This is a genomic window from Paenibacillus sp. RS8 (assembly GCF_041956825.1).
Taxonomy (GTDB): domain Bacteria; phylum Bacillota; class Bacilli; order Paenibacillales; family Paenibacillaceae; genus Paenibacillus_AQ.
In genome coordinates this window covers 250,046-276,113 of record NZ_CP168131.1, presented here as the reverse complement: position 1 = coordinate 276,113, position 26,068 = coordinate 250,046, and the positions used below count along the sequence as shown (strand labels likewise).

Annotated in this window: 24 protein-coding genes and 1 pseudogene; 15 read left to right on the top strand and 10 right to left on the bottom strand. The window is 47.1% G+C overall.

Annotation, left to right across the window (positions count from 1 at the left end):
* Positions 1-158: 158 nt before the first annotated feature.
* On the top strand, positions 159-1,625 hold the full coding sequence (locus ACDZ28_RS02285) for a glycosyltransferase family 4 protein (protein ID WP_375103937.1): 1,467 nt from the start codon (positions 159-161) through the stop codon (positions 1,623-1,625).
* A gap of 24 nt (positions 1,626-1,649) precedes the next feature.
* On the opposite strand, the gene ACDZ28_RS02280 is transcribed toward ACDZ28_RS02285, so the two are convergent.
* Complete coding sequence (locus tag ACDZ28_RS02280) at positions 1,650-2,006, bottom strand: hypothetical protein (protein ID WP_375103936.1); 357 nt, start codon at positions 2,004-2,006, stop codon at positions 1,650-1,652.
* A gap of 179 nt (positions 2,007-2,185) precedes the next feature.
* On the opposite strand from ACDZ28_RS02280, the gene wecB reads away from it, so the two are divergent.
* The 8 genes and pseudogenes from wecB to ACDZ28_RS02240 all read left to right on the top strand — a co-directional run bounded on the left by wecB (position 2,186) and on the right by ACDZ28_RS02240 (position 9,158).
* Entirely contained in the window at positions 2,186-3,280 is a 1,095-nt protein-coding gene (gene wecB / locus ACDZ28_RS02275; protein WP_042130843.1) for a non-hydrolyzing UDP-N-acetylglucosamine 2-epimerase, read from the top strand.
* A pseudogene (locus ACDZ28_RS02270) lies at positions 3,270-4,255 on the top strand (polysaccharide biosynthesis protein). Before wecB ends, ACDZ28_RS02270 begins: the two are co-directional and overlap by 11 nt.
* A complete protein-coding gene (locus ACDZ28_RS02265) occupies positions 4,252-5,091 on the top strand; it encodes an SDR family oxidoreductase (RefSeq protein ID WP_042130841.1) in 840 nt (279 codons plus the stop codon). Before ACDZ28_RS02270 ends, ACDZ28_RS02265 begins: the two are co-directional and overlap by 4 nt.
* Positions 5,088-6,071 carry an NAD-dependent epimerase/dehydratase family protein gene (locus tag ACDZ28_RS02260; protein WP_339287966.1) on the top strand — a complete coding sequence of 328 codons (984 nt, stop codon included), beginning with the start codon at positions 5,088-5,090 and terminating at the stop codon, positions 6,069-6,071. The genes ACDZ28_RS02265 and ACDZ28_RS02260 overlap by 4 nt, the downstream gene beginning before the upstream one ends.
* Positions 6,068-6,784 carry a glycosyltransferase gene (locus tag ACDZ28_RS02255; protein WP_076119473.1) on the top strand — a complete coding sequence of 239 codons (717 nt, stop codon included), beginning with the start codon at positions 6,068-6,070 and terminating at the stop codon, positions 6,782-6,784. Before ACDZ28_RS02260 ends, ACDZ28_RS02255 begins: the two co-directional genes overlap by 4 nt.
* Positions 6,785-6,791: 7 nt before the next feature.
* Positions 6,792-7,367: a class I SAM-dependent methyltransferase gene (locus ACDZ28_RS02250; protein WP_076119472.1), complete on the top strand. Its 576-nt coding sequence runs from the start codon at positions 6,792-6,794 to the stop codon at positions 7,365-7,367.
* Positions 7,368-7,398: 31 nt separating this feature from the next.
* Complete coding sequence (locus ACDZ28_RS02245; RefSeq protein ID WP_339287965.1) at positions 7,399-7,974, top strand: glycosyltransferase; 576 nt, start codon at positions 7,399-7,401, stop codon at positions 7,972-7,974.
* A 143-nt stretch (positions 7,975-8,117) separates the two neighbouring features.
* Complete coding sequence (locus ACDZ28_RS02240) at positions 8,118-9,158, top strand: glycosyltransferase family 4 protein (protein ID WP_339287964.1); 1,041 nt, start codon at positions 8,118-8,120, stop codon at positions 9,156-9,158.
* 73 nt (positions 9,159-9,231) lie between these two features.
* Here the strand turns inward: ACDZ28_RS02240 and ACDZ28_RS02235 are convergent, their stop codons facing one another.
* Positions 9,232-10,302: a glycosyltransferase family 4 protein gene (locus ACDZ28_RS02235; RefSeq protein ID WP_042130835.1), complete on the bottom strand. Its 1,071-nt coding sequence runs from the start codon at positions 10,300-10,302 to the stop codon at positions 9,232-9,234.
* A 202-nt stretch (positions 10,303-10,504) separates the two neighbouring features.
* Between ACDZ28_RS02235 and ACDZ28_RS02230 the strand changes: the two genes are divergently transcribed.
* Positions 10,505-11,638: a YhcN/YlaJ family sporulation lipoprotein gene (locus ACDZ28_RS02230; RefSeq protein ID WP_375103935.1), complete on the top strand. Its 1,134-nt coding sequence runs from the start codon at positions 10,505-10,507 to the stop codon at positions 11,636-11,638.
* 82 nt (positions 11,639-11,720) lie between these two features.
* On the opposite strand, the gene nagA is transcribed toward ACDZ28_RS02230, so the two are convergent.
* The 8 genes from nagA to ACDZ28_RS02190 all read right to left on the bottom strand — a co-directional run bounded on the left by nagA (position 11,721) and on the right by ACDZ28_RS02190 (position 20,900).
* Complete coding sequence (gene nagA, locus ACDZ28_RS02225) at positions 11,721-12,911, bottom strand: N-acetylglucosamine-6-phosphate deacetylase (protein WP_375103934.1); 1,191 nt, start codon at positions 12,909-12,911, stop codon at positions 11,721-11,723.
* Complete coding sequence (nagB, locus tag ACDZ28_RS02220) at positions 12,899-13,627, bottom strand: glucosamine-6-phosphate deaminase (protein ID WP_042130833.1); 729 nt, start codon at positions 13,625-13,627, stop codon at positions 12,899-12,901. The genes nagA and nagB overlap by 13 nt, the downstream gene beginning before the upstream one ends.
* On the bottom strand, positions 13,627-14,505 hold the full coding sequence (locus tag ACDZ28_RS02215; RefSeq protein ID WP_042130832.1) for a MurR/RpiR family transcriptional regulator: 879 nt from the start codon (positions 14,503-14,505) through the stop codon (positions 13,627-13,629). The genes nagB and ACDZ28_RS02215 overlap by 1 nt, the downstream gene beginning before the upstream one ends.
* A 234-nt stretch (positions 14,506-14,739) precedes the next feature.
* Positions 14,740-15,717 (bottom strand): LacI family DNA-binding transcriptional regulator, encoded by a 978-nt coding sequence (locus ACDZ28_RS02210; protein WP_042130831.1) that lies wholly within the window; start codon positions 15,715-15,717, stop codon positions 14,740-14,742.
* Positions 15,718-16,010: 293 nt separating this feature from the next.
* Positions 16,011-17,813 (bottom strand): FTR1 family protein, encoded by a 1,803-nt coding sequence (locus ACDZ28_RS02205; RefSeq protein WP_375103933.1) that lies wholly within the window; start codon positions 17,811-17,813, stop codon positions 16,011-16,013.
* 60 nt (positions 17,814-17,873) lie between these two features.
* Complete coding sequence (gene efeB / locus ACDZ28_RS02200) at positions 17,874-19,205, bottom strand: iron uptake transporter deferrochelatase/peroxidase subunit (RefSeq protein WP_375103932.1); 1,332 nt, start codon at positions 19,203-19,205, stop codon at positions 17,874-17,876.
* Between the two features lie 5 nt (positions 19,206-19,210).
* The gene (efeO, locus tag ACDZ28_RS02195; protein WP_375103931.1) at positions 19,211-20,110 is read right to left on the bottom strand and encodes an iron uptake system protein EfeO; all 900 of its coding nucleotides are present in this window, start codon (positions 20,108-20,110) and stop codon (positions 19,211-19,213) included.
* Between the two features lie 622 nt (positions 20,111-20,732).
* Positions 20,733-20,900 (bottom strand): hypothetical protein, encoded by a 168-nt coding sequence (locus ACDZ28_RS02190; protein WP_167348515.1) that lies wholly within the window; start codon positions 20,898-20,900, stop codon positions 20,733-20,735.
* Positions 20,901-21,147: 247 nt separating this feature from the next.
* Between ACDZ28_RS02190 and ACDZ28_RS02185 the strand changes: the two genes are divergently transcribed.
* The 5 genes from ACDZ28_RS02185 to ACDZ28_RS02165 all read left to right on the top strand — a co-directional run bounded on the left by ACDZ28_RS02185 (position 21,148) and on the right by ACDZ28_RS02165 (position 25,990).
* Positions 21,148-21,372, top strand: coding sequence for a LuxR C-terminal-related transcriptional regulator (locus tag ACDZ28_RS02185; protein ID WP_019908812.1), 225 nt, complete (start codon positions 21,148-21,150; stop codon positions 21,370-21,372).
* 383 nt (positions 21,373-21,755) lie between these two features.
* The gene (locus ACDZ28_RS02180) at positions 21,756-22,745 is read left to right on the top strand and encodes a LacI family DNA-binding transcriptional regulator (protein ID WP_375103930.1); all 990 of its coding nucleotides are present in this window, start codon (positions 21,756-21,758) and stop codon (positions 22,743-22,745) included.
* A gap of 21 nt (positions 22,746-22,766) precedes the next feature.
* Positions 22,767-23,744 carry an N-acetylglucosamine kinase gene (locus ACDZ28_RS02175; protein ID WP_375103929.1) on the top strand — a complete coding sequence of 326 codons (978 nt, stop codon included), beginning with the start codon at positions 22,767-22,769 and terminating at the stop codon, positions 23,742-23,744.
* Entirely contained in the window at positions 23,741-25,039 is a 1,299-nt protein-coding gene (locus tag ACDZ28_RS02170) for a 6-phospho-beta-glucosidase (protein ID WP_375103928.1), read from the top strand. Before ACDZ28_RS02175 ends, ACDZ28_RS02170 begins: the two co-directional genes overlap by 4 nt.
* 24 nt (positions 25,040-25,063) lie before the next feature.
* Positions 25,064-25,990 carry a sugar ABC transporter permease gene (locus ACDZ28_RS02165; protein ID WP_042191444.1) on the top strand — a complete coding sequence of 309 codons (927 nt, stop codon included), beginning with the start codon at positions 25,064-25,066 and terminating at the stop codon, positions 25,988-25,990.
* The last annotated feature ends 78 nt before the right edge of the window (positions 25,991-26,068 follow it).

Below are 26,068 nucleotides of genomic sequence, written 5' to 3'. Positions count from 1 at the left end.
GCTGGAGCGGCTTGAATAGCTGAGTGGCTGGGCTCGGGAAAAGCGACTGCTTTCGAAGCGAATTTTACTGCGAAGTAAGAAACTTGAGCAACGCTTCGTAAAACTTTTAGGGAGGTGAATGGCTGCTCCAGGCCCTCGTTAGGGAGCGCCGAAACGCCATGGCTGATAAAGCTACAATCGTCCTCTTTTCACATGTATCCAATACACGCAGTATTACCGGAGCGGAGAAGCTGTTGTTGTTTTTCGCTCAGGAGCTTTCTCCGTACTTTAATTGTATTCTCGTTGCACCTCAGGACGGCAAGCTTACTGCTCAGGCTCGAAGCTGCGGAATAAGTGTACAGTTGCTCTCGATTCCTCTTTTATACGGAATGTACACTCCTTATGCAGGGCTCGAGGCAGATGCTCGTAAATTTCAGGAAGGCAGGGAGTATCACGAATTAACAGACTGGCTAGCCTCTCTGCGCCCGTCGTTTATAATTACAAGTACCTGTGTGCATGCTTTGCCGGCAATGGCTGCCAAGTCACTGGGCATTCCGGTGGTATGGAAAATATCAGAGACGATAACTGACAATGAATATACACCCATTAGTGTAGGGCTGATTCATCGGAATAGTGATGAGATTCTGTCTATTTCACAGACGGCAGCAGCTTGCTTTCCAGAGGAAGTGAGAGCGGAGAAAGTAATCCAGCTACCCCCTTCTTGGAATGACAAAGAGATGATGATTGAGGCTTGGAGCAAGCTTCGGGGCGAACACCGGCGAGAGCTAAGGATTAAACCGCAGGAGCAGCTGGTCGGTTATATTTCTTCCTTTATTAATAAGGAAAAAGGATTGGAACATTTTGTGAAAATGGCTGTGCTTGTGTACGCAGTCCATCCCAATACGAAATTTGTTGTCATAGGCTCAGCCGGTGACAAAAGCTACTATGATCGCTGTGTCCGCAAGGTAAAGCTTGAGGGACTGTATACCCGCTTTAAATTTGTTGGTTATGCTGAATGTCTTCCATCTGCTTATTGCGCGATGGATGTACTGGTTGTTCCCAGTCTGATCCGTGAAGGCTTTGGAATGACCGCTTTGGAAGGAATGGCTTTTGGAAAGCCCGTAGTCGCTTACGACTCCGGGGGCTTGCGGGAGATTCTGCACGCAGCAGGCTGCAGCGAAAATCTCGTCCCAGCGTCGGACATTTCCGCGCTGGCCGAAAGAGTCAACGTCATGCTGGCGCAGCCGGGACTGGCGATAACCATAGGCGCCCAAGCGCGGGAGCGCGTCGACGCCGTTTATGGCCCAGCGGCTTATCGGAGCCGCCTGCAGGGTCTTGCGGAGATGTGGAGCCTCCGCTATTGCAGCGCACCGCCGGTGCGCGAGGCAGACAGCGTGGTGGAATCACCCGCTGTCCTGCCTGAACTGCCCGCAGCATCGCCGGCTTTGCCGCCGCGAAGCAAGGGCCTGCCGAGCCGCGTCGCCCGCAAGCGGCGCGGCAAAGTCCGGGCGCGCCGGCGAAGCGGTCGCCCGTTGGTTTTGCGCCGCGCTGCTCGCAAGCGGCGTAAGGGTTCTGCCCGGCGGCGGAGCACCGCCGGGGGCAAGCGCCGCCGGGCCCGCCGGAGTGGGCGGCGGCGCGCGGCGTAAATGCTCCGCTTGCCGCGAAGGTGGCTAGCGGAGCAAGAGGGGAAAAATCCCCCAGATTGCCGCGAATCCGGCCAAATGAGCAAAAAGAGGTGTATAAATCCCCCAGATTGCTACGAATCCGGCCGAATGAGCGAAAAGAGGTGTATAAATCCCCCAGATTGCTACGAATTCGGCCGAATGAGCAAACAGAGGGGTAAAAATCCCCCAGATTGCCGCGAATCCGGCCAAATGAGCAAAAAGAAGGGTAAAAATCCCCCAGATTGCCGCGAATCCGGCCGAATGAGCAAAAAGAGGTGTATTAATCCCCCATATTGCCGCGAATCCGGCCAAATGAGCGGAAAGAGGGGTAAAAATCCCCCAGATTGCTACGAATCCGGCCAAATGAGCGGAAAGAAGGGTAAAAATCCCCCGGTTGCCCGCGAATCCGGCCGGAAACGCGCAATAAACAGTATAACTCTCGTAGATTATCCGAGTCCAGATAAGAGCCCTATTCTTTTCACACTCAGTCCACCCGACTGAGCCAAGACAGACCATCATCAAACAGGCAGGGGAGTGAACTCATGAAGATCATGACGATTTTGGGCACGAGGCCTGAAATCATCCGCCTCAGTGTTATCATTCCGCTTCTCGACGAACATGCTGAGCGGCACATTCTGGTGCATACCGGTCAGAACTTCACCGCCAGTCTCAGTGGCATTTTCTTTGCGGAGCTGGGACTGCGAGCGCCGGATTATGTGCTGCAGGATAAGCAAGCAGGACTCGGCGGCCAGCTTGCCGCTATGTTCGGAGGGCTAGAAAGCATTTTACAGAAAGAACAGCCAGACCGTGTCTTGCTTCTGGGGGATACGAATAGCGCGCTATGCGCGATTTTGGCGGAACGAATGGGTATTCCGGTGGTGCATATGGAAGCGGGGAACCGCTGCTATGACCTAAAAGTGCCCGAAGAGAAAAACCGCCGTGTCATAGATGCCGTTTCAACCATTAATATGCCATATACACAGCAGAGTAAAAGACATCTAATTAGCGAAGGCTTCCCTAGCAGACGTATTGTGTTAACTGGAAATCCGATTCATGAGGTCATGACTCATTTTGAAGCAAGGATCCAGTCTAGCAGCATTCTGGAGCAGCTGAAGCTTACCTCAGGGCAGTATTTCCTTGTAACAGCACACCGTGCAGAGAATGTAGATGATCCAGAGTCCCTTGTACAAATTATGTCAGGTCTTAACGCTGTGGCTGAGCATTTTGGAATTCGTTTAATATGCAGCATTCATCCTCGCACTCGCTCCAAACTAACCGAGCAATTCTCTCTTCCAATGAACCCTCTCGTTGAATTTCATGAGCCCTTCGGATTTTTTGATTTTGTTTATTTGGAACAGCATGCCTTGTGTGCCATCACCGACAGCGGGACCGTACAGGAGGAATGCTGCTTGATGAAAGTGCCAACCGTGACGATTCGCAGAACAACGGAGCGTCCAGAAACGGTGGATTGCGGAAGTAATGTGGTGTCAGGTGTAGATCAGAACAATATTCTGCGCAGCGTCAAGCTGATGACGGCGCTTCGCCGGGATTGGGTGGCTCCGGAAGGTTACTTGACTCCGGATGTTTCGGTAAAGGTAGTTAAATTTTTGCTTGGAGGGAACCTGCATGTTCAATAATAAACGGATTGTGGTCACAGGCGGCACCGGTTCCTGGGGCATGAACTGATTAGGCAACTTCTGCCTCAAAATCCTAAGGAAATCATCGTATTCTCCCGCAGCGAATCTGCACAAGTGGCAATGAGCCGGGAGTTCGAGGATCACCGTCTCAGTTTTATCATTGGCGATATCCGTGACAAGGATGCGCTGATCGCCGCCTGCCGCGGCGTGGATTACATCTTCCATTTGGCGGCACTTAAGCATGTTCCGGTCTGTGAAGATCAGCCCTATGAAGCACTTAAAACCAATGTAGTCGGTACCCAGAATGTGATTGAAGCTGCCATTGTGAATGGTGTTGAGAAAGCCATTTACATCTCTACTGATAAGGCAGCGAACCCGTCGAACTTCTATGGGATGACCAAAGCGATTGGGGAAAAATTGTTCGTCTACGCCAACCTAATTGGCTCAAACACCCGTTTTGTAACCGTGCGTGGAGGTAATGTGCTCGGAACGAACGGCAGCGTAGTGCACTTGTTCATGAAGCAGATCAAGGACAAGGGACAGGTACGCATTACTGATATGAAAATGACCCGCTTCTTTTTCACATTACGCGATGCGATAACCTTGTTATTTAAAGCCTCTGAGGTTAGCTTAGGTGGAGAAATCTTTGTCATGACGATGCCGACCTGCCGGATTATCGATTTGGCAGAGGTGTTAATCGAAGCCTCTGGAGAGTCCAATGTAAGTATTGTTGAGACCGGAATTCGTCCTGGGGAGAAAATACACGAGATTCTAATGAGTGATTTCGAAAGCTTAACCACTGTCGTCTACGATGAACAGTATCTAGTAATTCTCCCTACGCTGAACATGCCGGAATTAAAGGCACATTATAGCGCTTATCCTCATGTCTCCTTTAATAGCTTCAGTTCAGAGACAAATCTAATGGATCAGGAAGAGATCAAAAGCATCCTGATTCGGGGAGGGTTTCTGCAATGAAGCTGCTTATCCTTGGTGGAAACGGTATGGCGGGGCATATGCTGGCGGATTATTTTCGCCGCCAGGGCAAGCATCACGTCTTCCATACAACCCGGGATAAGAGCGATCTTGGCGGGCTGTATGTAGATGCGAACGATATAGCCGGAGTAGAGAAGCTGGTCGATATCGTCTCCCCTCATTGCATCATTAATGCGATGGGGGTACTCAATCAATTCGCAGAACGTGACAGAATTGGAGCTTACCACGTGAATGGATTTCTTCCTCACCACTTGTGGCGAATGGCGGAAGCTGTTCACGCAAGACTTATTCATATCAGTACCGACTGCGTGTTTGAAGGAACACGCGGGGGGTACACAGAAGAGGATGTACCTGATGGCACGTCATCTTATGCGATTTCAAAAAGTCTTGGCGAGGTGCGGCAACCTGGACATCTTACAATCCGCACTTCGATTATTGGTCCGGAAATCCGTTCAGGCGGTATTGGTCTGATGGATTGGTTCCTGTCACAGAGTGGTCAAGTGTCAGGATACCGCCGGGTGATGTGGAATGGGGTCACTACACTCCAATTAGCCAAAGCAGTAGATACACTGCTGGATTCCACGGTATCGGGGCTGATCCATTTAGCGCATCCGAAGCCGGTGAGCAAGTATGAGCTGCTTCAGTATATTCAGGCTGCTTTTCATAAAGAGGATGTGGAAATCATTCCTGAGGATGAACATGTCCAAGATCGTACATTAGTGAATACAAGAACGGATGTTAACTTTCCGTTGCCTTCGTACCCCCTGATGCTGCAAGAACTGGCTGACTGGATGAAACAGTCAGAGATGTCCCCATGAAAGGGCAAAAACTACTAATCACCGGGGCGGCCGGATTCACCGGTCGACATGCTGTTCATTTGTTCTCGGCAGGAGGCGCTGAGGTTACCGCTGTGGTACGTCCGTCATCAACAGCGGGTGTCCTGGCTTCCGCTGTGTTTCCAGAAGGAGTTAAGGTTTATCACTGTGATTTAAGCAATCGGAAGGCCGTAGCTGAGATGATCAAGGAAACTTCACCGGAGGCTGTCCTTCATTTGGCAGGAAACAATTCGGTGCCTGAGTCTTGGCGCAACCCTTTGCTCTTTATGGAGACGAATGTGATGGCTACGTTATATTTGCTAGAAGCGATGCGAAGTTTACCTGCCAGTCGGATTCTTGTAGCAGGCTCACGGCTTAAATTCAAACCGGGTGTGGTGGCAGGACCACCACATCCATATAGCCTTAGCAAAACAATAGAAGAGCTGGTGTCCCTAGCTTGGGGCACCTTGTTTAAACAGCCCGTTCTACTGGCTGAGCCCTGCAACCTGATCGGTCCCGGTCCTTCTACCGGCTTCTGCTCATTATTGGCACAGCATATTGTTCGTAGTGAAGTGTATGCAGGCGAAGAAATCCCTCCCTTTAAACTTTCCTCTCGCTATGCCTTACGTGATTTTTTGGATGTACGCGATGCTGTAAGAGCTTATGACCTTATATTGCGCGAAGGTACTAATGGAACCATCTATCGAATTGATTCAGGAATACAGCGGCCACTTGGAGATATCTCGGAACAGCTGATAAGCCTTTCCACAACTTCGGTTCCAATGGACTGGGGACCAGAACTAGCTGCACCCTCTATTCTAGAAAACGGAATGGCGGGGGATAGACTAATCCTTTCAGATGCTTCTGCAACACCGGAGGAAGATGTATCTTCCCTGGGCTGGAAGCCAGAAATTGAGTTTAGTCAGTCCTTAACAGATATTTTGGACTATTGCCGTGCGAACTGGGAAGGACGGATGTTATGAGACCGAAAGTATCGGTAGTGATTCCTTTTTATAACTGCCCTTATATAGAGCATGCTTTACAAAGTGTGCTATCACAGTCTTGGGAGCCTTACGAGATCATTGTCGTTGATGACGGCTCGACCGTTCATTCAGAACTGATAAGACCGTATTTTCCGCGAATTCATTATTTGGGAAAAAGCAACGGAGGAACCGCCTCCGCACTGAATCACGGCATCTTGCATGCAACTGGAGATTATGTGGCATGGCTCAGCTCAGATGACTTATTCTACCGTGACAAAATCAATAATCAGGTGCTGTTCATGGAGCAGAACCACCTGTTCATCTCTTATACCAACTTCAATTATATTAACGGTCAATCTCAGTTACTTCAGATGAACGCCTCACTTCTGTTTCCGAATCAGTTGGAGTATTTACGTTGCTTTCTGCACGGTAACCCTATTAATGGCTGTACGGTGATGTTCAAAAGAGAGGTGTTTGGAGCGATTGGGCTTTTTAATGAATCACTTCCCTATACACATGACTATGATTTATGGTACCGTGCGATTCTGAATGGTTATGCACCCGCGATGCTGAATCAGTCACTCACTGCTTACCGTAATCATGAAGGGATGGGGACGCTTAAATATTACGATGTCATTATGGCAGAGGCTGCTGCAACTAACGCTCGCTACAAGGCTCCGCTCCAGCACTTGATCTCTTCTATGGGGGGGTAAGAAAGTTATGTACCGGGAAATTGAAGTGAATGACTTTCTACCAATCTTATTGGAGCAGTTAAAATTCTGTGAAAGTATACTGGATATCGGCAGTGGCACCGGTACCCTGCTTGAACGGTATGAAGCCGCAGTAGTCCTTGGACTAGAAATTCACAGACCTTACCTGCTGCATCGTGAATATAAAGCACCTCATATTATTCCTGTGCACGGGGATGCTTGTCATATGGATAAATTATTCCTTCCAAAGACGTTCTCAGCGGTCACTTTTATCGATTCAATTGAACACTTTGAAAGGAAGGAAGGACAAAGATTACTCGGGATGGCAGAGAGAATCGCCTATAATCGTGTAGTCGTATTTACACCTCGGGGTTTTTTTCCGCAGGAGGGAATGGATCATTATCACTTGCAAGGAGAATATTATCAAAAGCACCGGAGCGGATGGGAGCCAGAGGACTTTATAGAGCTGGGGTATGCTGTAACAGTACTTAAAGGTTTTCATCATGCTCAAAACCCATCGTTTCGTGAGGCGTTTGGTGAAGGTCATGCTCCGGTAGATGCCTTATTGGCTTGCAAAACAGTATAAAGGCCGAGCTTCAGGTGAAGGAGGTGAGCGCATGAGTGAAGAACCTAAAGTGTCGGTGGTCATTCCTTTTTATAACTGTCCATATGTGGATCTCGCCATCCAAAGCGTTTTGGAACAAAGCTATTCGAACATAGAGATCATTGTAATTGATGATGGGTCTACGCTTTGGATGGAGAAGCTTGAACCTTTCAGGGATAAGATTGTTTATATACGAAAAAACAATGGAGGAACCGCCTCCGCGTTAAATAAAGGAATAGATGCGGCTACCGGAACTTATTTTGCCTGGCTGAGCGCTGATGATTTATTTCATCCGAATAAAATCAAACACCAGATGCAAATGCTCAAGAGGACAGGTACTTCGTTTAATTATACAGCCTATTATTATATAAACGAGCAGGGTGAGCGGATTTCCGAGACGATAAGTATGATTTTTGACAGCAGGGCAAAGTTTATTGAGACCATGATGTTAGGCTGCCCGGTGAATGGAAGTACGGTCCTTCTTCATATGGGTATCTTCCGCGCAGTTGGGAAATTTAATGAGAGATTATTATATACACAAGATTATGATCTTTGGCTGCGTATTTTACCGTATTATACATGGTCTTAAATAGAGGAACCGCTGCTTGATTACCGAGTTCATAATGAGATGGGCTCAGTCATTCACAAAGAGGAGCAGAAAAAGGAGATTGAACAAGTACAAGCAAAACATCACAGGGTTCTATCGCGGTTGTTGCAAAAGGAGAGAGGGAGATGAAGTTAATATTTCCTGTTCTAACTCTTACCAGGGGCGGGGCCCAGCGTATGCTAGCGGAATTGGCCAATCGTTTGACAGAGATTGGTCATGAAGTAACGATTCTTTTACCCAGCGATGGTGTTGTAGAATACGAGACGGAATGTGAACTGCTCTATGCAAAAGAAGGTGAACTGGCAGCAAGCGATTTTCCTGTAGGAGATGTGATTATTTCCAACTTCTATACCACAGTTGAAGTATCGCAGCGGGCAAGTGAAGAGGGTAAAGGTGTTCATGTTCGATTGGCGCTTTGTTATGAGCCGGCCTTTTTACCTGACAATAGCCGTTCTTTTTCATCATATAATATTGCGACTAACCTACTCGTTCTATCACGCTGGCAACAAGGAATTGTCCAAATGAATCATGGCATTAAAGGGAGAATTGTACCGATCGGAGTAGGTCCCGTTTTTAAAAATATGCAAGTCCGTGATCCTAAAAAAAGGCTGGTAGTTTCTGCGATTATGCGCAAGCCAGAGGGTGGATTCTCAGCTCACCGTGAGCAGGATTATTTACTTCAGCAATTAAACAAGGTTAAAGCCTACCACCCGGAGGTTGAACTGTATTTGATTTCTCCTCCCGGAGAACAAGCGGAATCTGCAACGCTGCAAACTCTGGTGAACGATGAACGTTACCAAATAAGGACTCCAGCGGATGATACAGAACTCTGTTTCCATTATAGTGAGAGCGACATTTTTGTGAGTTCGAGTACGTATGATACAGGTTCGTTGCCAGGGATTGAGGCTATGCGTTGTGGTGCAGCGCTCGTTACGGTTTACTCAGGTGGGAATATGGAATATTGCACGCATGGCCATAACTGCTTAATGTCCTACCGATTTCAGAATAGGCTCGCAGATGATATTATAACCTTAATCAGAGATCCGGCTTTACGCCAACGATTAGCTCGTAAGGGTGAACAGGTTTCACAGAATTTCACTTGGGAAAAAAGCACACAAATATTTCAAAATGTGTTGTTTGAGATTGTATCAAGAAATCCATCTTAGTATGTCCCACAATTATAAAAGAACCTTCAAATCCACAAATAAAGTGGTTTGAAGGTTCTTTTGCAGTTAGAAGTTAGAAGATGGCAAAGGAGTTCATCATTTCACGAAATGACTGCGCATATTTTTCCGTACCGTAACGTGTAACCATATAATTCCTTCCTTGCTGGCGGAGTGCATTTCGCAGTGGCAGATTGTTCATTAGCTCTAACCCTTCATTGACGGCCGTTTCGATGTTGCCAAGAGGATAAAATTTGCCTGAGATATTATGCACAATAAAAGATCTAACACCGTCAGAATCCGTACTAAGTACAGGACAAGTGCAGCAAATGGCTTCTGCAACAGCATATCCAAAACCCTCTGTAATAGAAGTGGATAACAGAAACCCTCCAGAATTAGCTATGGAGGAATAATAAATCGGCATTACATGGTTAGGAATATTGGTGAAGGTACTTAGACGATCGTTCAGACCTAAGTTTTGCAATTCTTCTTGGAAGGGCTGCTTTTGATCCTCTGTGGCTAATTCAGGGTCATGAAACATCCATAAATGAAGGTTTGGTTTGTGAAGGCGAAGTTGATGGGCAATTCTCAAATATTCGCGCCAATTTTTATTGCTTTCCAGACGCCCGACCCAAGCGATGACCGGATCAGCCGGAGGCTCGGCAGGGATGTGCTGAAAGGACTGGACATCAACAATATTGGGAATGACATATCGATGTAGCCATGGACAGATTTCAATAAACAGCTCCAGTAAATGATCCGTTGGTGGAATTAGGACAGCATTACAATAGGAGCGGAAATATGGGACAGCGTCTTTGATTAGTTCTTTTGCATGACTACGTTTTCCAAGTCCTTGGGATTCGTATATCAAAATACCGCTGTAACCAAGCTCACGCAGACGCTTCAGCAATAAATAATCTGATGTAACAATAATGGCATCATAGTTATGGGTCTCAAGTACTTCTTTAATCTCCTCATCTATAGAGGAAATAAACACCGGAAAGTTAGCCTTATTCTGGCTTCCTGAACCAGGCATTAGATATAAAACATGACATTCGATCCCATCACGCTGGAGACTTTCACACCGCAGCTTATTTAAAGTCTCCACCCCGCCACTCGGTACATAAAACGTGAATAAAACTTTCATGCACGCGCCTCCTAACTTTTGCGGAGCACTACCGACTCGTTGAAATACGGCTTACTGTTTATAAGATACGCCGATATGCATTGGCAGGTGACGGTCAAACGGGCACAGTTCCAAATCCTTTCAGGATAGCTTGTTCGCCGGAAGGTCATCCTAACGACTGTTATGCTGCACACATACAACAATAGAGATGGAGGATGAATTCATGATGCGATCCAAGATCAGCATGTCAGTCTCAGCCGCATTACTTCTAGGCTTGGTGAGTATTACAGGGTGTGGGACGAATACGGCAGAGAAGACTAATGTGCAAACTAATAGTGTCCGGGGGGTAAATGACGGACGTATCGGTGTAAACTCCGTACGCGGAGGAACGATGGGGACGCATAATATTACTAAAATGGAGGTCAGTCAGGAGCTCGCTGATCGTATTGCTGCTATGCCTGAAGTTCGCACAGCGAACGTAATGCTTGCAGGTAAGAATGCGTATGTCGCCGTAACGTTACATGATACAACTACTGGTCTGCGGGCTAAAGGAACTACATCCTATCGAGCAAAATCGTCTACAGTGCCTCACAATTATGGACCGACAGGGGTCATGTCGGGTACTGGAAGAGTGAAAATAGGACGCGATGGAATGAATGATACAGGGGCGGTAACGAATGGGACGAACGGAACCCTAAGAGGTACTGTGAATACAGTTCCTGGTACAACAAGTACTGGACCTGCAACCAGAAACGGAACACTTGGCATGGGGACTCTGGGTACGGGGACGACAGGTGTGGGCACTCACAGAAATGGAACAACCGGAATGGGAAGTTTGGGGACAGGAACAGGGACGACCGGAACTAGAACCCATACTTATAATAATGGGCCTCTGCTGAACAGCAACGGTTCGAAACATGATGTCAATATGGGAATGGGCATTGGTAACGGAATGGGTATGGGAACTAGAAACAGCACCGGGATGACGGATGGCTTGGGAACTGGAATGGGCATTCGCAGCACCACTCCAAACTACACTAATAGTACCCATGGTACGAATTACAGAAGTAATTCTACCCACATGAACAGTACTCATTCGACTCACATGAACAACACAAATAACACTATTCATACAAAAGCAGCAGATACAGTTACAAAAGAAATTAAAGCGAAAATCGCTGCTGAAATTAAAAAACATGATGCAACCATTAAGGATGTATACGTATCAGCAAATCCAGACTTTGTAGATCGTGTCAATGTCTACGCAGAAGAGGCTCGTGCGGGTCATCCGATCAAAGGTTTTGTGGATGAATTCAGAACGATGGTTGAGCGAATTTTCCCGACTCGTAATTATTAATAAATAGTTTGATTTTTAAATAAAAAAGCAACAGTCCTCACCTTTATGGCGAGAATTGTTGCTTTTTTATTATACATCATTCTTATTGGACGGTAATTTGGCGCCCGCCAATCCATACACTTTGCAGATTTAATTCAGCATCAAGTCGCAGAATATCACCGCGTTTTCCGGGTTCCAAGGTACCGATGGAGCGTTCCATTCCAATGGATATTGCCGGAGTAAGGCTTGCAGCGCGGGAGGCTTCTTCTAGGCTGAGCCCTACTTCTTGTATGAGATAACGGAAGCCGCGGATCATGGTAAGTGTACTACCCGCTAAAGCGGCAGGGTTATCTTTAAGTGTGGCAATGCCATCTTGAACCAGTACAGGTAAATCACCGATCGTATATTCACCATCGCTAAGTCCAGTAGCAGACATGGCATCTGTAATTAATAACAAATTGTTATCTTTTTTTAGATTAGCCACTAGAGAAATGGCTGCAGGATGAACATGTATGCCATCGGCGATGATCTCAGCACGTATGCGTTTATCGAACATTACAGCACCAGCAGCACCAGGCTTGCGGTGATGTAGCGGTGTCATCGCATTAAACATATGCACGGCTTGATTTAATCCGGCATCTGCCGCAGCAATGACCTCTTCAAAGGATGCATCCGTATGACCGAGCGCGGCGGTAATTCCATGCTTACGAAGCCATAGGATAGCCTCTAATGCACCTTCGCGTTCCGGAGCCAATGTGACTTGCCGGATCATGCCCGGATAGTCGTTCTCCCATTGTTCCAGCCACTCAATATTAGCCAGAACAATATGCTCAGGATTCTGAGCACCGGACCATTTCGGGCTGATGAACGGCCCTTCCAAATGCATGCCCGCGATTTGTGTGTATGGCATCTCAGTGGCGCGATATGCATTTATTTCAGTAAATACTTGGTCAATAGCTGGCTTGGAAGCCGTCATAGTCGTAGCCAGCATAGTAGTAGTTCCTTGGGAGCTGTGAAATTTAGTGATGGCATTTAAAGATTCAGCATCACTATACATAAAGTCGTGGCCAGCCCCACCATGTACATGAACATCTACGAATCCAGGGATGAGCAGGTCTTCCGATGTTTGACCATCAGCTGGCCAGTGCGCGTAAGCTTCTGGAAGCCATGTTGCCTCACCGGCGTAATGAATTTGCTCACTCGATACGGCAATTACGCCACGCTCAATTAATCCTTGGGGAGTCAGCACCTTACCAAACAGTAATTTACCTTGTTCTTTATTTATTTCAGCCATTTTCCTGCTCCTTCATCTACAAGGACGATAACATTCGGATGGCTCTGCAGTAGAGATGCAGGGCATTGGGTAGTAATCGGGCCTTCAACGGCATTACGGATAGCTTCAGCTTTGCCAGCACCGCGTACTAACAAAAGAATTTGGCGTGCTTTCAGAATGCCGCCGATGCCCATAGTTATCGCTTGCCGTGGTACATCGTCCAAAGAGTCGAAGAATCTGGCATTAGCTTCTCGTGTGTCTTCAAGCAAATCAACGACATGGGTTTTGCTGCTCAGATTAGCATCTGGTTCATTGAATCCGATATGGCCGTTGCTTCCAATCCCGAGAATCTGCAAGTCAACCGGTCCGTATTCTTCCAGCATTTTGTCGTAAGCGAGGCATTCCGCTTCCATATCTGCTGCGTTGCCGTTAGGGATATGTGTCTGTGCGGGGTCAATATCTATATGATTGAATAATTGCTCATTCATGAAGCTGCGATAGCTCTGCGGGTGATCGACAGGCAATCCGATATACTCATCAAGATTGAAAGAAGTGGCCTTCGAGAAGCTTACAAGCCCTTTTTGGTTCATTTCAACCAATTTAGCATAAACACCCACTGGGGAACTTCCGGTCGCAAGACCGAGCACCGCTTTAGGATTGCTTTGAAGCAGACTGGCGATAAGATTCGCACCAGTTTGTACGAAATCCTCATCACTATTGAACTTAAGAATATTCATTAAGATTGACCTCCTCGTTTGTTTCGGTAATGTTGGACATTCAAATAAGATTGCTCCAGTCTAGGAATAAAATCCCCAAAACGGGTGCTGACCATTCCAGTAAACAAAATATCAATGATGTGTAACTGGGCAATACGTGAAGCCATATCGCCTCGTCGCATTCCTTTTTCCAAGGAGGAGGAGAACAGTGGGATATCAGCTAGAGTGGCCAAGGTACTGCTGCCGTAAGAGGTTAGAGCAATAGTGCTTGCTCCACTGGCTTTGGCACATGTTAAAGCATCAATGGTCTCTGGGGTTTCTCCGGAATACGATACTGCGAACACGACATCACCTTCAGATAGCGATGAGGCAGAGGTGATCTGCATATGGGAATCTGCGAAAGCAGTACAATTCACGCCAATACGGATCAACTTTTGATAGAAATCCTGAGCGACAATGGAGGAGGTAGCCATTCCATATAGATCCACTCGCCGTGCTTGGCATAATAAATTAACGGCTTCCTGTAGTCGTTCCAGATCTAGAAGTGAAGTTGTATCCCGAATGGATGTCAGATGGTTCATTTGCATTGCTTCCACAATAACGGAGAGTGGATTACCTGCAACAATATCTTGATAAGAAGAACCGCCATCCTGAGGAGCTGCATCGCTATGAGCAATCTCAGCAGCCAGCTTTACTTTGAAATCTGGAAAACCCTTGAAATGCAGAACCTTACAAAAACGTGTAATCGTAGCAGGACTAATACCGCATTGTTCTGCGAGTTCTGTGATGCCCATATGAACAATTTCACCTGGTGATGACAGGATCCGTTCCGCCAGCTTCCGCTCCATTTGAGAGAGCTTGGACTTTTCATGCTCAAGTGCATACAAAATTGGGGACATCCATTCACCTCGACATCTAATGTAACTTATTGAAATTATTTTTAAAATTATTTATTAAAATAAGAAAATTATTTTCATATTCAGAATAAAACAAAATCAATCCGGATGCAAGGGGTAAAAATGAATACAAAAAGGATATTATGCAATCACGCATAAACTCATAGATTTAAATCAAAACGGCCCACTTGCAGATGACTGCGAAGTGGACCGTTTTTGAACAGCGCCTGAATTGAGCTATACCGTTGAACGTTCAATAATGCGATATTCAAGCTTATAGTGGACCGGAAGCCTATCATTATTCTGAATCTGATCATAAATGATCCGAAAAGCTGTCGTACCCATTTCGGACAATTGGTTATCTATGGTGGTCAGACCCAGCGTTCGGCCGATAGGCTGGTTGTCAAATCCAATGACGGCCAAATCCTCAGGAATTCGAATACCATTCTTCCAGGCTTCGATGATTAGACCAGCCGCAACATGATCGCCAGATATAATTAGCGCGTCAGGCCGTTCCTTCATTTGGAGCAGATGGTGAAGCACACGAACCCCATCCTCTTCCGTTACACAGTCGTATATCATCCACTCTTCAGGATAAGGCTGACCAGTTGTGTCTAGAAAGTCCCGGAAGGCGATTTGCCGGATAGAGCTGCTACTGCCATGTTGTCTGCCTTCACAATAACCGATCCTGCGGTATCCTTTATCATTCAAGTATTGAAGACCGCTTCGAAAAGCGGAATAGTGCTCAATATAAACGGAAGAGAACTGGCAATTCCCTCTATCTTGGCAGACCACGATGGGACCATATGCTGTATATTCTTCAATAACTTCTGAGCTCATGCTTGTAGAGACAATAACCACGCCGTCAATTTCTTTATTGCGTAGCATCTCCAGTACTTTTATTTCTTCATCAGGTTGGTAATCGGTCTGGCATAAAATTAGTCGGTATTGTGCTAAAAGTGCCTCTTGGGCTAGTCCTTCGATGATCACAGAGAAATAAAATAAGTTTATGTAAGGAATAATAACTGCAATGGCTTGCGTACGACCGGTAATTAGATGAACGGCGTTCATATTACGTGAGTAATTTAACTTTTCAATCGTATTTAGGACTGCGGTTCTTTTGGCTTCACTTACATAAGGATGATTATTAAGTACTCGCGAGACCGTTGTCACGGAAACACCAGCCATACGGGCGATTTCTTTAATATTAGCCATTCGAGAACAACAGCCTCCTTTTGGTGCTTGTGTATAGTGTATAGTCTTTTTATTCTATCATATCGTCCGTAAATTACCTCCCAAATAAAAAAGCTTGCTATGGAATCCATTTCATAAATTAGACTGTATTTGCAAGGGATTACCGGACTAAACCGGCGTAACCTAACGGGCGTGACGGACCGGTAAATCTAACCTCATTTCTAAATGTAATGGTCATCGGATTAGCTTCTTTTAAATGCTAAGAAAAACGGTTGTCATCGTTAACGATGACAACCGTTTTTCTTATGGCTATGCTATGCCGTTCGTGAAGCTCTTGGTGCTCTATTGCGCAACATTTCCCACACAATAAACGCAAGGACAAGCAGTTGAGGCACTAAAGTTTCCCAAGTCGGATACATCCCGAGCCAGCTTATAGAAGGCAACCCATCCTGTACATGTGCTGGAAGTTTTCCAGCGACTTGAAGGGAGTGAATGCTTTCTCCAAGAAAGCGGAACACTAAATAGTAAATAAGAAGTGTAGCTGTACGGAAGAAGGCGGCAATTGGCAATTTTGCACTTAAGGCAATAATCGCGTATCCTACAATCCCTAGAATCACTAGAGCACTTCCGATTCCTAGCAGTAACTGAGACAGTTTAATGGAGGGCGCCATCCCTACATAAAAAATAGTGGTTTCTGCACCTTCACGTAAAATCGCGAGCGCTGCTACGGAGGACAATGACCATAGATTACCCTTGGCTAACGCTCCATCCACTTGTCGACCAACATAGTTGTTCCAATTCGCAGTATTTGATTTACTATGCAACCAGCGTCCAATGGTAAGCATCATAATGACGGCAACAAGACCCGTGATACCCTCAATCATCTCACGTGCTCCACCGGATGCCGCGCGGGAAATGGTATAGGTGAGTAGAACAGCTAATCCGATACTCGCTACAAGTCCTACAGCTGCGCCAGACCAAATCCATTTTTGTGCTTTGGCATTTCCATCGCGCTTCAGGTAAGCAAGAAGGGCAGATAATACGAGGATTGCCTCTAGTCCTTCACGAAGAAGAATAAGTGCAGCATCCCAAGCATTATAGGTTGTTTCACCTGCCAAGGGATTCAACTCAGAGACCATATTATCCATGATCTTCAAAGCCTGATCTAGCTTAGGCGGATTAGAGAGCAGATAGCCGGTGACCGCTGCGCTTTCGTTCTCGATATTGGTATAGACCGCTGGAGAAGCGATCTGCACTTGTCCTTCAGCAGAGGGCCAATCTACGATGAATTGCTCCATGATATTAGCCGCTTCTGCGCTATTGCCTGCTTTTGCGGTGGAAGAAGCTTTATTGAGGTGGATGATCAGTCCTTCAATAGATGCTGGTTTGCTGGAAGTATCCCCAGCATCTATTGCTTTGCCTTCACTGTAATCGGCAAGCAGCTGATACAAGGCCTCGGCTTCTGATTTCGCCGACTCCTCGCGGAGCGGCTCTGCCTGCAGCGCGATGCGCAGCAGGCTTATCTTCGTCTCCAGCAAGCTGTAGACGGCGGAATTGTCGGCCCGGATGTTGCGCTCTGCCGGCTTCCATCCGCTGACGATGTCGCGGTACGCTGCCGCTGCCGCGCTCCAGTCGGCGCTGCGCACCGCATCCCGCGTGCGCTCTGCCGCGGGCAACAGCTTCGCCGCCGTCTCGCGACCGGCGGCTCCAGTGTCACCGCCGTCCGTGCCGGAGGCGGCGGTGACATACGCGTCCACGCTTCTTGCAAGCGTGGACAGTGCGGTTTTGGCGGGCGCACCATCGCCCGCCGCAAGGGCCGCCGCCGCGTCTGCAAGCGCGGCGTCAACGGCGGCAGCCGGACCGGCGAGTGCCGGGTCCGGCGTGTTCGCGTTCGCGGTGCGCCACAGCGCAGCGAACGCTTCTACATCGGCGGCGGCCGCGTCCCAGCGGCTCTGGCCGGCTTCGACGAGCGCGCTGCCGACAGGTGGCAGCAGCTCGTCGACCGAGCCATCGCCCTCCGCCCCTGCCGCCGGGTTAGATAGCATCAGTATACATACGATGCTAAACAGAATCAGTACGGCTGCCTTCGATAGCAGCCGTTTATTAAGAGAGTACATCGGGATAATCCCCTTTCAATAATGGACAGGAACATTCGATTGAGAAACTTAGGGGCAAGCTTAGCCTAAAAGCGCTTCCCCGATGTAGCCGCCTTTGCGGATACCTGGGAAGCAGGCAAACACTGCGCTGCCGGTGTGCGTCATATATTCATTTAGCCGATCACTCTTGGAGAGACGCTGCTGGATCGCAACAAATTGCTTCATTAAATCCCGTTGAAAACTAATGAATAATAATCCTGCATCGAGCTGACCTGTTGCGGCATCTAATCCGCTGGAAATGGAGTAGGAGCGGCGCAGCATCTTGACTGTACCGTCACCATGCGCTAAAGCAGAATGTGAATCCGGCGGGATGACAGGCTTCCCGGATACATCAGCCGCATTAAGATTCAAATCATCGAATTCATCCTTTGCACCGATAGGTGCTCCGTTATGACGATAACGGCCGAAGGTGGCTTCTTGATCGCTTAAAGAAGAACGATCCCAGACCTCAATTCGGAAACGTACACGGCGAACTGCCATATAAGTGCCGCCGCTCATCCATGAAGGACCGTCACTGCTGCTGTTCCAGACCACTTCGTTCATTTCTGCTTCATTCTTAGTGTCTGGATTTCCCGTACCGTCTTTGAAACCCAGAAGATTACGCGGCGTCGTTCCTTTAGGGTCGGCTGTGCCTGTGCGCTGGAAGCCTTCCTGAGTCCAGCGGAGTACAGCTGTGCCGCGAGCGATACGTGCCAGATTTCGGATGGCATGGAAGGCTACCTGCAGATCATCAGCGCATGCTTGGACACAAATGTCTCCACCACACCACTTTGGATCTAGGTTGTCTCCCGTAAATGCCGGAAGATCGGCTAATAGGGTTGGACGCTTGGAAGATAATCCGAATCTGCTGTCAAAAAAAGAAGGTCCGACACCAAAGGTAAGCGTACAGCGTGAAGGGTTTAAACCATCTACTTCACCTGTATCGGAGGGTGGGAGATTAGGATTGTCATTGACATCGCCTATGAGGCTGCCAGTAGTAAGAGAAGCTGCGGCAGTTGTCCATGCTTTCATTAGCTTTTTAACATCGGATAGCCTTGTTGTGGTGAGATCAAAGGCTGCGAAGTAAATAAAATTCTGTGAAGGGGTTAGAATGCCGGCCTGATGACTCCCGTAAAAAGGAATGGAATCAGCATCGGAGGCTACTGTTGGCTCAGCTACGGCATTACGCGCAGCCATAATTCCACCAACACCTCCACCACCTAATAATAGACCAAGGCTAGTGGCGCCAGTAAGCCGCAGCATATCGCGGCGGCTTAGTTTTTTATCTAATATAAGATTGCTCTTGGATTCTTCATTGAGAGGGGCACCCTCTGCATTCGCTGGTAAACCGGTAGATCTATTTTGCTTATTCATGATGATCACACTCCTAGAATAGTTCCCATGTTGGACAATGGCTCAGCCAAGGCATCCAAATTCTGACTCAATTTACGCACATCTTCTTCCTTCAGCTCTTCATAGGAAACATATCCCTCTCCAGATTTGAAAGGAGCAAGCTCAGCTTGCAAGGCTGCAAACCGTTCACCAATCGTTTTTTCCAGCTCAGCGTCTTTTTTCGCCAGTTCTGGCTTTAACAGCTCGTATATCTTTTGGGCGCCTTCAACATTAGCTACGAAATCATAAAGATCTGTATGGGAGTAACGTTCTTCCTCACCTGTTACTTTGGAAGAAGAAACCTCATTAAGCAGTTCTACAGCACCAGTAACGAGCAGATTAGCATCGATCTCTACGGTCTCTACTTTTGCACGCAGAAGCTGGGCATCTTTCAATAATTGGTCAGCAACCTCGGTCATATCTTTAGTTGTATTGTCCTGCCAGAGCGCTTTCTCAAGCTTGTGGAAGCCGCGCCATTCAGCAGCATCTACGTCATTCTCGCGGGCATCAATATTCGGATCCAAATCACCAAGTGCTTCTGCAATCGGCTCAATTCGCTCGTAATACATGCGGGCCGGCGCATAAAGTGCCTTCGCATCCTCAATCTTTGCTTCTTTAACTGCGTTTGTGAAATTTTCTGTTTGCTTTACAAATTCATCACATTGCTCGATGACGTATGTACGATATTGCTCAACCGCTGATGTAAAGTCGGCAGTGGTTGCTGCAGAAGTATCAGATGTATTCGTTGCTGCGGTACTGTTAGCAGCGGCATTTGTAGAGTTATTGTTGCTTGTGTTGCTATTACTGTTATCGTTGTTGCTGGTACACCCGGTAAATAGTATGGAGGCTGCAAGTAGACCTGCAGGCACGGCATATGTGAATTTCATTGAATGAAGCACCCCTTTTTTATATGTGAATGATAATCGTTATCATTTATGCTGGATTTATCATAAGTCCGTATACATTTACTGTCAATATAAAATTGTGATGTATTTCATAGTTATATTTTGCAAGACAAACTCAACTCCCGGGACTGGGAGTTGAGTTTGTAGAAAAATATCTAATTACATCCGGGTATTAGCAAGTTAACACTTCCTTTGATTTGATCATTTATTTGCGCGTAAGCAACTGCTATTGGACACATCTGCTCTTAAATGCAGCATATTTTGAGTTTGGATCGCTAACGGACCTCATACTCGCCCTTGGCTTAAAAGTCACCCAACATTGACCGCTTCCTTAGCAGGAATAGCTGCACTGGGGTCCGAAACTCTGCTAAAAAGGCAATGAATTTACTAATAACGTCATCGGGGTCCTTTCTGTAACCCTCAGAAGGAGAAGATGAATACACTGTTGAAGCGGGCAGTTAACGACCAACAACACAAACAGCGATTCTTCCATTAATGGCTGAATCGCTGCTCTGTGTTCTTTACGATTTTTATAATTAACTGGACCGTCTCACTTATAGAAAAAAGCTACTTATCGACAGCCCCATTCTGTGTCGTCTTTAATTTATTGTTCATTATGGGATTCATGTTCCGCAGAGGGGTGATTTTTGAATACTTCTGCGGCTTCCTCAGCAGAGAATTCCGGTTCAAACTTACCCACTAGTGGCAATTTGTTTAATTTCGTAGTTTGTACCTCTGCTTTAGTAGGTTGATTATTTTTCGAGTTACTCATATTTACACCTCCTTTAATAAGAAACAACAAGTTGTAGTTTGCCCTGTAAGGAGATAATTTTATCCAAGAAAATTTCAACGTTTTGCAGGTGAAAGCCCTCACTAAAGCCATGTAATAAGCCCCGGATGGTTAAGCCCATTTTGTAGTTATGACAGCACCATTAACTTCATCAATACATAATATGTTTTGACTGTATCCCTTTACCTTGTTATACCAAACAAACCCAGGGCAAGGAGGGGTGACACCATTGAAGGGGAACGAACACCACAGCAAATTTCTGTTGACTCATCGTGAGCGCGAAGTTTTCGAGCTTCTCGTGCAGGACAAAACGACTCGTGATATCGCTGGTTTATTATTTATCAGCGAAAAAACAGTTCGGAACCACATCTCCAATGTAATGCAAAAACTAAACGTTAAAGGCCGTTCACAAGCGGTTGTCGAGCTGATCAAGCTTGGGGAGCTGAAAATATAGCTGGCCATGTCTTCGGAAGTGACGCGTTTAAGCCTTCTCCACCTTTAGGGGTGTGGGGAGGTTTTTTGTTGTGGTTCTTGAATTAATAATAAGCGATTATATCCTGCGGAAAGACATTGCTATTCCCGACGATTTAAATTCGGAAATATTAATTTTGGCTGCAGTTTATGGATTGACGGATATTGGGAATGGTTGTAAAATCATGTTAAAGTTAAAACCTTTATACTTTCGAAAAAGTTCTAATACTTTCTATAAAGGGGGAACTGACATTAAATGTTCGATTCTCAGTCAGGACGTAGTTGTGACGAGTTGAGTTAATCTTTTTTATTTCCCCTAAAAGTTATAACGTTTAAACTATTGAACTTGGAGGCATAGAAGCTTAGATGAATATACATGATGTAGCCAAAAAGTCGGGACTTTCTGTAGTGACCGTATCCAGGGTGCTTAACAATTTACCATCTGTACGTGAAGCTAATAGACAGAAAGTGCTCGAAGCAATGGAGGAATTGAATTATCAGCCTAATTCAGCAGCGCGAAGTCTTGTGAGGGGCAAAACGGGAGTCATTGGTATGTCGATTACCAACTTTAACGATTCTTTCTATGACCGCGTGATTCGCGTGGTGAACCGGAAGCTGGCAGAACATGGTTACTTCTTGGCCCTGTCCATAGCCGAGAATGAGGATGAAGGTGTTAACTTCCTGTTTCAGAAGGACCGCGTTGACGGGATTATCCTGTTGTCTCCGATTGAGGAAAAAGAATATGTGGATGAGCTGAAAAGAAAAAACATTCCGTTTGTCTTGCTGGATAACCAGCTCCAGCATGAGGATGTTCCCAGTGTTGTCGTCGATAACTATCAAGGGGGGTATGAAGCAACCAAACACTTGATTGGTCTTGGACACACCCAGATCGCCTACATCGGTGGCCCTTCGGTGTTCCTGAGTGTAGCGGAGCGTAAGCGGGGTTATGTACAGGCGCTGGGTGAAGCGGGGCTAACGCCTTTTGGTACGGAATATTGCGGATTTACGGTAAGTAGCGGTTATGAGGTAGCTAAGAGATGGATTCGTGAAGATAAGCTGCCCACAGCCATTTTTTCTGGAGACGATTTTATTGCTCTAGGTGTTGTTCAAGCCCTGCGTGAGGAGGGAATTCTGGTACCTCAGGATATCTCAGTGGTTGGTTTTGATGATCAGCAGTTCGTAGGTGAATTTTATCCCCGATTGACGACAGTCAGACAGCCTGAGGCGCAAATGGGCAGCATTGGTGTTGATTTGCTGATGAAATTAATTAATGGGGAGGTGATGCCAGCTGTTGTAACGAAGCTCGCTCCTCAGCTTCTCGTGCGTGAATCCACCGCATCTGTAAGGTTAACCTAAATATTAGGAGTGAAACGAATTGTGAAGTACTTTTTGGGAGTCGATGCAGGGGGCAGCAAAACCTACGCAATGATTGCAAATGAACAGGGAGCGGTCATCGGTGTAGGCAGGGGAGAGAACGGAAATCATCAAAATAATCGTGAGCAGGCGGAGAATAGTTTGCAACAGGCCGTATCGGGAGCGATTATGGCGTCAGGGCTGACAAAGGACCAGTTGGAGTATTCCTGGTTCGGTCTGGCTGGAGCGGACAGAGAATCCGATTTTCGAATTTTACGGCCAATCATCAGCAGACTTGGCCTTCCCCGAACTGAGATTTCCTGCGATACCTGGATTGCCTTGCGATCAGGTACAGAGAGTAATCATGGGGTCGTACTGATCTGTGGCTCGGGAGTGAACTGCGCCGGTAAAAATCAGCGAGGTGTTACGTACCAATGTGGTGGATTTGGTTACCGGTTCGGTGATTACGGCGGAGGCTATGATCTAAGTATTGAGGTATTCCGTAGCGTTCTTCGGGCGGATGAAGGAAGAGAGAAAGAGACTGTCTTAAGCGAACGTTTAATTCATTTGTTGGGCTATTCCAGTGTTTCGGAGCTAAGAGAGGATCACCTGGATCATTCCAGAGACTTGCCTCCCCATATTGCTGAGCTGCTGTTTCAAGCGGCAGATGAAGGAGACCAGGTTGCTATCGGACTGCTGACCAAGCAAGGGGATGAGCTGGGTTTGGCAGCGGCATCGACAATCCGCCATTTGGCTATGGAGGAGGATTCCTTTGACATCGTACTTGCAGGCAGCCTATTGACCAAGGGAGATCGCTCAGGCATCATCCGGCGGGCCATTGAACAGAGAGTGAAGCATTCGGCTCCAAATGGCACTCTAAGGATTCTAACTCGGGAGCCGGTTGTAGGCTCGGTCGTTCTGGCGATGGAAAGCTGCGGTATGCGTGTAAATCAGGAGGTTCTTGGTCGTCTATCACTGGGTAAGGAGGGGCTGTTATTATGAAGGATACTTTGAAGCTCGTTGTTATCGGAGCGGGTTCATCATATACGCCTGAGCTTATTGAAGGCATCATCTTGCATTACAAAGAGCTTCCGGTCCGCGAAATATGGCTGGTGGATATTGAGGCGGGAAGGGAGAAGCTACATACGATTGCGGAACTGAGCAAGCGCATGATTGCTGAGTCCGGATTGCCGATTACCGTGGCCCAGACGCTTGAGCGCAGGGAGGCCATCGCCGGAGCAGACTTTATCTGCACCCAAATCCGGGTGGGCATGCTGGAAGCGCGAAAATGGGACGAATTAATTCCGCTTCAATACAATGTCATCGGTCAGGAGACGACGGGTCCCGGAGGGATGATGAAAGGACTACGGACTATTCCGGTCATTCTGGATATTTGCAAGGACATTGAGGAGCTGGCTCCGGATGCCTGGTTGCTGAATTTTACGAATCCGGCCGGTATGGTGACTGAAGCTGTTCACAAATATTCATCCGTAAAAAGCGTAGGCCTCTGCAACTCGCCTATCGGTTTTCAAAAGTGGCTCTCCGAGTTCTTCGGACTTCCTATGGAGAAGATCTACGCGGAGTTTGTCGGCATCAACCATCTGCATTGGGTATCCGATGTCGTGATTGACGGTGAGAGCAAGCTGCAGGATCTCATTGATTACCCTCAGAGCTACAAGGCGAGCAATGTGCCGTTTGATTCCTGGAACCACCGGTTTCTGAATGCTTTGAAAGCCATCCCCTCTTATTACCTGAGCTATTACTATCTGACGGACACAATGCTTGCGGAACAGAAGGAAGCAGCAGTAACGACCGGGTCGCGCGCTGAGGTAGTGAAGAAGGTGGAGGAGGAGCTGTTTGAGCTGTACCGGAACGTAGAGCTGAAGGAGAAGCCAAAGCAGCTGGAGCAGCGCGGCGGAGCCTATTACTCGGAAGCGGCAGTGCTGCTAATGTGCTCCATTTATAATGATTCCCGCGATATCCAGACGTTGAATGTAAGGAATAACGGAATGATTGACTTCTTGCCGGACGATGCCTCCATTGAGGTGAACTGTTTGGTAACTAGACAAGGTCCGCTGCCGATTCCGATGCGCACAATTCCTCAGTCCATCAAAGGCCTGCTAGCCGCGGTCAAGCAATACGAGAGCCTCACCATCGAGGCGGCTGTGCACGGAGACAGGGATATGGCCCTGCAGGCTATGGTACATCATCCGCTCGTGCCTTCGGTCACCGTAGCAGAACAACTGCTGGATGAAATGCTAGAGAAGAACAAAGCGTTTTTGCCGTTGTTTCACTAGAATCGTCCAGAGGAGGAAAAACGGATGAACACGGCCGAGAAACCAAGTAGATGGAAGAAATTCACCAGTCAATTGGATTTGCAGTCCATGGTTTGGCCGGGAATTATCTTTGTATTCATTTTTAGCTACATTCCGATGTATGGTGTGGTTATGGCATTCCAGCAATACGATATTTTTGGCGGCATTATGAAGAGTCCTTGGGTTGGATTTATGCATTTCAGAATGTTCTTCGAGGCACCGGAGTTCTGGAATGTGATGCGAAATACCATTGTGATCAGCTTGCTTAAATTGATTATCTCTTTTCCTGCCCCGATTCTTCTTGCACTGATGCTGAATGAGATCGGGAATATGGGCTTTAAACGCGTTATCCAGACCGTCAGCTATTTACCTTATTTTTTGTCCTGGGTTATTGTATCTGGTTTTGTATTTTCGCTGTTATCCGTTGACAACGGAACGGTGAACTATGTGCTGGAGCGATTCAATCTAGTCGGGGAGCCGGTTAACTTCCTGGCGTTACCCAAATACTTCTGGTCCATTCTAGTAAGTGTAAATGTATGGAAGGAGGTCGGATTTGGGAGCATTGTTTATCTGGCTGCAATTGCAGGCATTGATCCGACCCTATATGAGGCCGCTTCTATAGACGGAGCAAGCCGTTTTAAGCAAATTCACTTAATTACACTCCCCAGCATTACCCCCATTATCATCATCTTTATGATTCTTGCTATCGGCAGTCTGCTCAGTGCGGGCTTCGAGGATATTTTGCTGCTGGCAACCAATCCAATTCTGCGACCCTACTCCGATGTTATCGACACCTATGTGTACCGTGTTGGGATTTTGAATGCCAGATTCTCTTATGCGACAGCGGTAGGACTATTTAAAGCAGTCATCAGTGTCATTCTGCTGGTGATGGCCAACAAAATCGCGCGCCGGGCAGATGTTAGTCTCTGGTAGGTACTACTACTCATAGCGAATGCTTCCGATGCAAGTTTTATTGGGATGTATCGACTGTAAGTAATGCTCCATAAACCT